Here is a 4535-nt window from a genome sequence, read left to right on the forward strand (position 1 = left end):
GGAAGGGCCGCTGCCCGCCACGCCACGCAGCGGCAAAAGTGCCGGTGATATAGTCCGAAACAGCCCTTTTGATCCCTTTCGTGGAGTGTTCCGATGCCCCTGACCCACCTTGAGTCGTCCCCGCGCCACGCGGCCACCCCGCGGGTCCGCCGTTGGGGCGTGACGCTGCTGCTGGGCGGGTTGCTGGCTGCCAGCGGGGCCCAGGCGGCCGGGCTGCTGGACGTGTCCTATCGACCGCTGGCCGGCAAGGCCGAGGTCAACCTGCAGAAGCAGTACGGCGGCAAGGTGCTGCTGGTGGTCAACACCGCCAGCAAGTGCGGCTTCACCCCGCAGTACGAAGGCCTGGAGGCGCTGCAGCAGAAGTACGCCGCGCGCGGGTTCTCGGTGCTGGGCTTCCCCTCCAACGACTTCAAGGGTCAGGAGCCGGGCGATGAGACCCAGATCCAGGAATTCTGCACGCTGACCTACGGGGTCAAGTTCCCGATGTTCCAGAAGGTGCAGGTCACCGGGCCGCAGGCCACGCCGCTGTACCAGCGGCTGACCGCCGCGACCGGGGTGGCGCCGGGCTGGAATTTCCACAAGTACCTGATCGGCCGGGACGGCCGGGTGGTGGCGCAGTTCCCCAGCAAGGTCACGCCGGACGACAAGGCGCTGGTCGCCGCGATCGAACGTGAGCTGTCTGTCACACCCGCCAAACACTGACAACCTCGACATCTCGCATGTGCGTGCGACAATGATTGCTTTCGCGCCGACGTCGGCGTCCAGTCACTTCCAGGAAAGTAGCGAATGAAGATGGGAATGCGCGGCGCCGCGGCGTCGGTTCTGATTCTGGCGATGGGTGCCACCGGTACCGTGATGTCGCAACAACCGGCCGCGCGTGCGGCCGTCAAGGAGACTTCCGCTTTGAACTCCCAACGGGAAAAGCTCGGCTACGCCATCGGTATCGACGTGGCCAACTCGTTCGCCCCGATCTCCAGCGAGATCGACCTGGCTGCGCTGCGCCGCGGCGTGACCAACGCCTTTGAGGGCAAGCCGCCGCTGATGTCGCAGGACGAGGCGCAGAAGACCGACGCCGCCCTGCGTCAGGCGATGATGGCCAAGAGCGGCCAGCCGGTGCCGGGCGTGGCCCCGGGTACCCCGCCGCCGAAGGTGGACCGCGAGAAGGTCGGCCTGATGCTGGGCACCTACGCCGTGGGTCCGTCGCTGGCCCCGCTGAAGGCGGACCTGGACCTGGACGCGCTGTTCGACGCCGTCACCACCACCTTCAACGGTGGCACCGCCAAGATGACCCCGGAGCAGGCCAAGGCCACGCTGGAAGGCTTCATGGCCGGCAAGCAGGCTGAAATGCAGGCCCAGGCGGCCGCCAAGGCCGGTACCAACCGCACCGAAGGCAATGCGTTCCTGGCCAAGAACAAGACCGTGCCGGGCGTTGTCACCACCGCTTCGGGCCTGCAGTACCAGGTGCTGCGTCCGGGTTCGGGCGAGCGCCCCATGCCGACCAGCAAGGTCCGCGTCAACTATGAAGGCAAGCTGCTGGACGGCACTGTCTTCGACAGCAGCTACGAGCGTGGCCAGCCGATCGAATTCGGCCTGGACCAGGTGATCAAGGGCTGGTCCGAAGGCGTCTCGCTGATGCCGACCGGGTCCAAGTACCGCTTCTGGATCCCGGGCGAGCTGGCCTACGGCGAACAGGGCACGCCGGGCGGTCCGATCGGTCCGAACGCGACGCTGACCTTCGACGTCGAACTGCTCAACGTCCTGCCGTAAGCGAAACTGGAGTCCCCACGGACATGCGTGTAGCGATTTTCGGTACCGGCTACGTCGGTCTGGTCACGGGTACCTGCCTGGCCGATGTCGGCCACCAGGTGGTCTGCGTCGATATCGACCAGGCCAAGGTTGATGGCCTCAACCGTGGCGTCATCCCGATCTACGAGCCGGGCCTGGAGCCGATGGTCAAGGCCAATCACGCCGCATCGCGGCTGGCCTTCACCACCGATGCCGCCAGCGCGATCACGCATGGCCAGGTGATCTTCATCGCCGTGGGAACGCCACCGGACGAGGACGGCAGCGCCGACCTGCAGTACGTGCTGGCGGTAGCCCGCACGATCGGCACGCACATGGCCGTGCCGACCGTGGTGGTGAACAAGTCGACCGTGCCGGTAGGCACGGCCGACAAGGTGCGTGCCGCCATTGCCGAGGTGCTGGCGGCACGTGGGGTGGAGATCGCGTTCGACGTGGTCTCCAACCCGGAATTCCTGAAGGAGGGCGACGCGGTTGCCGACTGCATGCGGCCCGACCGCATCGTGGTGGGGGCCTCCAACCCCGATTCGGTGGCGCTGATGCGCCGCCTGTACGCACCGTTCAACCGCAACCACGACCGCGTGGTGGAAATGGACGTGCGCTCGGCGGAGCTGACCAAGTACGCCGCCAACGCGATGCTGGCGACCAAGATTTCGTTCATGAACGAAATTGCCAACATCGCCGAGAAGGTCGGTGCCGACATCGAGCAGGTCCGCCAGGGCATCGGCTCGGATCCGCGCATCGGCTGGCACTTCATCTACCCGGGCGCCGGTTACGGCGGCTCGTGTTTCCCCAAGGACGTGCAGGCGTTGGCCCGCACCGCGCAGCAGCATGGCCATGAGCCGAAGCTGTTGAACGCGGTGGAGGCGGTCAACGAAGCGCAGAAGGGGCATCTTTACCAGCTGATCCAGCGCCACTATGACCGTGGCGAGGACGAAGGCGTGCGTGGCAAGACCTTCGCGGTGTGGGGGTTGGCCTTCAAGCCCAACACCGACGACATGCGCGAAGCTTCCAGCCGGCGCCTGCTGGCCCAGTTGTGGGAAGGCGGCGCCAGCGTGCGCGCCTACGATCCCGAAGCCACCGACGAAGCGCGCCGCATCTTTGGTGAGCGCGATGACCTGGTGTTCTGCGACAACGCCTACGACGCGCTGGACGGCGCCGATGCGCTGGTCGTGGTGACCGAATGGAAGCAGTTCCGCAGCCCGGATTTCGTCCGCCTGCGCGAGGTGCTCAACGATGCGGTCGTGTTCGACGGCCGCAACCTGTACGACCCGCAGGAGATCGAAGCCGCGGGCCTGGCCTACTACGGCATTGGCCGGGGACGTTCGCTGCATGCATGATTCCACCCCCACACCGCGTGAGCAGGCGCTGGAAGCGCGCCTGATCGAGCTGGAAATGCGCGTGTCCTTCCAGGAACAGGCCTTGGCCGAGCTCAGTGAAGCGCTGGCCGATGCACGCATCGAAGGCAGCCGCAACGCCGACCTGACCCGCCTGCTGCTGGAGGACCTGGGCAAGGTCCGCAACGCGCTGTATTCCGATTCGGGCGAAGAACCGCCGCCCCCGCACTACTGATCGATTCCACGTCATGAGCGATACACTCCGCGACCAGCTGCTGGGCCTGGGTTTCAAATCCGCGCCCAAGCCAGAACGCAAACCCGAAGCCCGCCGTGACGGCCGGCCGGGCAACAAACCCCACGGTGCACGTCCCCCGGGCAAGCCCGGCGAAGCGCGCCCGCCGCGTGAGGGTGCCCCGGGGCGTCCGCCGCGCGAGGGCGACGCCGCGCGCCGCGCGCCGCACGGCAAGGGCCGTCCGGGCGGCGGCCCGCGTCCCGGCCAGGGCCAGAACGCCGGCCAGGGCAAGCCGCGTTCGCGCGAGGACATCGACCTGGCCAAGGCCTACGCGATCCGTGCGCAGAAGGAAAAAGACGACCGCATCGAAGCCGAGCGACTGAAGCAGGAAGAAGCGCGCCTGCGCCGCGAAGCCAAGGCCAAGCTGGACGTGCTGCTGGAAGGCAAGTCGTTGAATGACGCCGGCGCCGAGATTGCCCGCCACTTCAACTACGGCGGCAAGATCAAGCGCGTGTACGTCACCGCCGACCAGCTCAAGGCGCTCAACGCCGGCGAGCTGGGCGTGCTGCAGCAGAACGGCCGCTACCTGCTGGTGACGGCGGCCGTGCTCGACGAGGCCGAAGCCATCTTCGCCCCGTCGGTGGCGCTGCGCGTGGATCCCAATGCCACTGCCGAGGCCGACCCGTACGCCGACCCGGCCTACCAGGTGCCCGACGACCTGGTCTGGTAAGCGGCCGATCGCACGACGAAGAAGGGCGCCGAAAGGCGCCCTTTTTTTGGGCTTCTTTTTCGATCTGAGGGGAGAGTCTTGTTGCAAAAGCCGTCGCAGAGTGAGCACGACGCTACGCGGGTGATCGGGTGTGCAGGCTTGGACCGGCTGGCATCTCCGACCGGGCGGGTCGCGAGCGTGAGGGCCCCGTAGCAGCCGGTAGGCCCCTGGTGCAAATGTCCCCCGGCCGCGGGGCGGCCTCCTCCTTTATTTTGCCCAGGAGCCTACCGGCTGCTACGGGGCTCGGCTTGCGGTGCGCAGATGGAAGCCACGCTTTTTGGACGGCTGTCGGTGGGTCGGGCGCTGGGGCCCATGCCCTTGGAGGCGAAATAAAGGAGGAGGTGGCGGCCGCAGGCCGACGCCGGGGGACATTCGCCGGAAAGGGCATGGGCCCCAG

General features: G+C 67.2%; 5 protein-coding genes. All 5 read left to right on the forward strand.

Annotation, left to right across the window (positions count from 1 at the left end; all coding sequences use genetic code 11):
• Positions 1-93: 93 nt before the first annotated feature.
• The 5 genes from DBR34_RS12715 (at position 94) to DBR34_RS12735 (ending at position 4099) form a co-directional block, all read left to right on the forward strand.
• A complete protein-coding gene (locus DBR34_RS12715) occupies positions 94-702 on the forward strand; it encodes a glutathione peroxidase (protein WP_128097063.1) in 609 nt (202 codons plus the stop codon).
• A gap of 84 nt (positions 703-786) precedes the next feature.
• Positions 787-1767: an FKBP-type peptidyl-prolyl cis-trans isomerase gene (locus tag DBR34_RS12720; protein WP_128097064.1), complete on the forward strand. Its 981-nt coding sequence runs from the start codon at positions 787-789 to the stop codon at positions 1765-1767.
• A 23-nt stretch (positions 1768-1790) separates the two neighbouring features.
• Positions 1791-3140, forward strand: a complete 1350-nt coding sequence (locus DBR34_RS12725; protein ID WP_128097065.1) for a UDP-glucose/GDP-mannose dehydrogenase family protein — start codon at positions 1791-1793, stop codon at positions 3138-3140.
• A complete protein-coding gene (locus DBR34_RS12730; RefSeq protein ID WP_038687608.1) occupies positions 3133-3372 on the forward strand; it encodes a SlyX family protein in 240 nt (79 codons plus the stop codon). Before DBR34_RS12725 ends, DBR34_RS12730 begins: the two co-directional genes overlap by 8 nt.
• Positions 3373-3385: 13 nt before the next feature.
• Positions 3386-4099, forward strand: a complete 714-nt coding sequence (locus DBR34_RS12735) for a DUF2058 family protein (protein ID WP_128097066.1) — start codon at positions 3386-3388, stop codon at positions 4097-4099.
• Positions 4100-4535 lie beyond the last annotated feature (436 nt).

Origin of the sequence: Stenotrophomonas sp. HMWF003 (assembly GCF_003061285.1) — a bacterium.
GTDB classification, from domain to species: Bacteria; Pseudomonadota; Gammaproteobacteria; order Xanthomonadales; family Xanthomonadaceae; genus Stenotrophomonas; species Stenotrophomonas maltophilia_AP.